Below are 4,210 nucleotides of genomic sequence, written 5' to 3'. Positions count from 1 at the left end.
CCGGCTTGGCCAGCAGGTCGTCCATGCCCGCCTCGCGGCAGCGCTGCAGGTCTTCAGCCAGGGCGCTGGCGGTGAGGGCGATCACCGGCACCCGGGGCGCGCCGGTTGCCAGCTCGCGTTCGCGCAGCCGCCGGGTCAGTGCGTAGCCGTCCATCACCGGCATCCGGCAATCGGTGATGACCAGGTCGAAATGGGCGTTCGCCATCAACTCCAGTGCGGCCTGGCCCTGCGGCGCGACGTCGTGGACCAGGCCAAGCTGCTGCAGCCGCCAGCGCATCAGCGCCTGGTTGGTGGGATGGTCTTCCACCACCAGCACGCGGAACGACTGCAGCGCCGGCGGCAGTGCGCTCACGTGGTCCGGGTCCGAGGGCGGGGCATCACCCGGTTCCCCTGCCGGCACCACCGGCAGCGGCAGCCGCACCACCACTTCGGTGCCCTGGCCGGGCACGCTGTGCAGGTCGAGCCGGCCGCCCATCAATGCCACCAGACGCTGGCAGATGCTCAAGCCCAGGCCGGTGCCGCCGTACTGCCGCGTGGTGGCGACGTCGGCCTGGGCGAACGGCTTGAACAGGCGTTCGCGCTGCTCGGCGGAAATGCCGATGCCGGTGTCGGCCACGCGCAGGCAGAGCGACTGCGCACCGTCGGCGTCGACATCCGCATGCGCGTCGTCGTCCAGGCGAAGGTCGATGGACACCTCACCGTGCTCGGTGAACTTGATCGCATTGCTGAGCAGGTTGAATACGATCTGGCGCAGGCGCATGCCGTCGCCCAGGTGCATCGGGGCCACCGCCGGATCCACCTGCAGCCGCAGCGCCAGGCCTTTCGACGAGGCCTGCGGCGACAACAGCTGCTGCACGTTGTCGAGCAACCGGCGCAGCGCCACCGGCTGCAGTTCCAGCGGCAGCGCACCGGCCTCGATCCGCGAATAGTCCAGGATGTCGTCGAGGATATGGCGCAGCATCTGCGCGGAGTCCTCGATCACGGCGATGATGCGCCGCTGCTCGCCGTCCAGCGGTGTATGCGCCAGCACTTCCACCATGCCCAGCACACCGCTCATCGGCGTGCGAATCTCGTGGCTCATGGTGGCCAGGAACTCGGACTTGGCCGCCGTGGCGCGTTCGGCGGCGGCCTTGGCGGCCACCAGGGCATCGGCCTGTGCGCGGGCCTCGGTGACATCCACCCAGTAGCCGCTCCACAACATGGCGCCGTCGTCGACCGCGTACGGCAGCGCGCGCGACCGTATCCAGCGCACCTCGCCGTGGGGGCGGGTGCGGAATTCCATGTCCAGCACGGTGAAATCGCGCACGGCCTGCTCCAGCGTCTGCCGCACGCGCTCGCGGTCGTGCGCGTCGATACGTTCCATCACCCGGCTTTCGTCGGCCATGGCATCGGCCACGCTGATCCCGAACAGGGCCTCCATGTCCCCGGCGATGTACGGGAACGAGAACTGGCCATCGGCATCGCGCCGCGCCTGGTAGACGGTGGCCGGCAGGTTGTCGGTGACCTCGGCAAGACGCTGTTCCAGATGCCGGCGCATGGCCACTTCGCGCCGCAGCCGCCAGTGGCCCCAGCCGTGCACCAGGATGGCGGTCAGGAGGACCAGCGACAGCGGCACCGCCCAGCGGGCAATGGCGCGCCAGTCCACGTTGCTGTGGTACTCCGCCGACAGCCAGTCGCCGCGGATGGCTTCGTGCTCGCGCGGGCTCAGGGTGAGCAGCACGCGGTCGAAGGTGGTGGCCAGCGGTGCGTAGTCGCGCTTGACCGCCAACGACAGGCGGTCGCTGAAACCGGCCGGTGCGGCAACGTGCAGCTGCGCGGGGTAGCGGTCGCGGACGATGCGGTCGACCATGGCCAGGTTGCCGACATAGGCATCGGCATCGCCATTGGCCAGCCGCTCCAGGGCCTGCTCGGTGCTGCGCGCCGGCACGATGCGCGCCTTCGGCGCGTGCTGCAGGATGTAGCCGCGCAACCGCTCCGGGTCCGACAGCAGGATGCTGCGCCCGTCCAGGTCGGCCAGCGCCAGCACCGAGGGGCTGTCGCTGCCCACCACGATCACGTTGGGCACGGTGATGAAGGGTTGGCTGAACACCCAGTCCGGGCCCAGGTAGGCCGAGTCGTTGGGGATGCCCATGACCGCGTCGACCTCGCCGCGGCGCACCTGCTCGCGCACCTCGAACCAGTCGTGCGCCGGCACCTGCACCAAGTTCGCACCGACCATGCGCAGCTGGCGCAGGTAGTCGCCGGCCACGCCGCCGGGGTGTCCGGCGGCATCGATGAAGGCCAGTGGCGCGGCGTTGGGCGCAAAGCCCATCCGCAGTGGCGTGGACAGCACGCGCTTCTCGGCATTGCCCAGGATCAGCCGCGACTGGCTGGACCAGTGCAGCGGGCCCAGCCAGCGCTGGGCGATGGCGTCGCGTTCGGCGCGGGTCAGCTGCGCCAGCCCGCTGTCCAACGCCTCGGCCAACGGCTGCTTGGCGTTGGGTACGCCGAAATGCAGCCGTTCCGGCGGCAGGTCGCTGGGCCTGAGCAGGGTGATCCGGTCCATGGCGTGCCGCTTGATCAGGGTACTGGCCACGTGCGCATTGCCGATGTACACGTCGGCGTCGTTGGCGCTGACCATCTTCAATGCGGTCAGCGTATCGGCCGCGGTGATCCGCAACGCACCGGGAAATCGTGCGCGCACCTGGTCACTGGTGACGAACTCGCGCTCGGTCACCACGCGCAGGCCCTGCAGGTCCGGATCGGTCGAGGTACGGGTATCGTCCAGCCGCCCGACCACGGCCAACGCGGCCGAGGCGTAGCCGCGGGTGTAGACCATGCAGCGGGTGCGGTCCGGGGTCAGGGTGACGTTCATCACCACATCGACCTCGCCACGGCAGGCTGCGTCCAGCACTTCGGCCCAATCGCGGTAGACGCGCACATCCACGCGCAGGCCCAGGCGCTGTGCAAGCAGGCTCAGGTAGTCGTACCCCAGGCCCTCCGGGCGCCCGTTGCGCAGCGACTCGAACGGCGGCCAGCCGCTGTCGTACAGGCCAAGGATGATGGTAGGGTGCCGACCAAGCCATTCACTCTGGCGAGGCGAAAGCGTCGGGCCGGTGGCGGGCGCATCAGCCCCTGCGGCCAGCATCGGCACGCAGGCCAGGACGATCAGCAGCAGCCAGCGGACAACCGGAGTACGCATGCAATCCCATCTCCGTAGAATGATGTCTCCACCACGGCCCAGCCCGTGCGCCATCCGCCCCGGCAACCATACCAGCCCATGACACTTCGCATCATCATCGCCGACGACCACCCGGTGGTCCGGATCGGCACCAAGGCGGTGATCGAATCCAGCGGCGTGGGCGTGGTGGTGGCCGAGGCCAGCAGCGTCGACGAATTGATGGCCGCGCTGACCACCGAGCCCTGCGATGTGCTGGTGACAGACTACTCGATGCCCGGCAGCCAGCAGGCCGACGGGTTCACCATGATCGGCATCATCCGGCGCCGCTTTCCCGACCTGCCGGTGCTGATGTTGAGCGTGTCCAACAACCTGGCCATCCTGCGCATGGTGGCATCCACCGGCGTGCTTGGGCTGGTCGACAAGACCTCCTCGATGGAAGAGCTGCCGCTGGCGATCCAGACCGTGCAGCGCGGCCTGCCCTATGTGAGCCGCACGCTGAAGGAGCGCATTGACGCGATCGGCACCAATACCGTCGATGATGTCGGCACCAAGCCGCTGTCGCCGCGTGAGATCGAGGTGCTGCGCCTGCTCGGCAGCGGCCAGACGGTGAAGGAGATCGCCCTGCAGCTGCACAAGAGCGTCAGCACGATCAGCCGCCAGAAGGGCGATGCGATGCTCAAGCTGGGTCTGAAGGGCGATGCCGAACTGTTCGATTACCTGCGCGACGGCGAGATCTGACCCCGCGCCGGACCTTGCTGGCCCCTGAGCGGGCCCGGGCACTTTCAGCCTCGCTTCATCCGCTTTGCCGCTAGATGAATGCGCAGACCCACCCGGGCCGCGCGGCAATGTTCCGACAATGTTGGAACCCCAGCGTGGCCTGTACCCGACTGGAGAACCGAACATGCTCAACATTTCCGCACTCAGCCTTCGTGGTCTGGCCGTGGCCCTGGCCCTGACGGTCGGTATGGCCGCCGTTGGCGACGCCAGCGCGATGTCCCGCAAGGACAAGCGCACCGTGGTCGGCGCGGTGGTGGGCGGCGTGGCCGGTCA

Annotated in this window: 2 protein-coding genes; one reads left to right on the top strand and one right to left on the bottom strand. The window is 68.8% G+C overall.

The window, feature by feature from the left end:
- A partial coding sequence (locus DBR34_RS11905; RefSeq protein ID WP_258223852.1) for a transporter substrate-binding domain-containing protein occupies nt 1-3,181 on the bottom strand: 3,181 nt, incomplete at its 3' end.
- A gap of 78 nt (nt 3,182-3,259) precedes the next feature.
- Between DBR34_RS11905 and DBR34_RS11900 the strand changes: the two genes are divergently transcribed.
- Nucleotides 3,260-3,898: a response regulator transcription factor gene (locus DBR34_RS11900; protein ID WP_128096951.1), complete on the top strand. Its 639-nt coding sequence runs from the start codon at nt 3,260-3,262 to the stop codon at nt 3,896-3,898.
- Nucleotides 3,899-4,210: the final 312 nt, after the last annotated feature.

It is taken from the genome of Stenotrophomonas sp. HMWF003 (genome assembly GCF_003061285.1).
Lineage (GTDB): Bacteria > Pseudomonadota > Gammaproteobacteria > Xanthomonadales > Xanthomonadaceae > Stenotrophomonas > Stenotrophomonas maltophilia_AP.
The sequence above is the reverse complement of the archived record's forward strand: the minus strand, read 5'-3'. Positions and strand labels throughout refer to the sequence as shown.

Bases quoted from the DNA above. Each gene is read 5' to 3' on its own strand.
- DBR34_RS11900 (WP_128096951.1), top strand. From the start codon at position 3,260: ATGACACTTCGCATCATCATCGCCGACGACCACCCGGTGGTCCGGATC.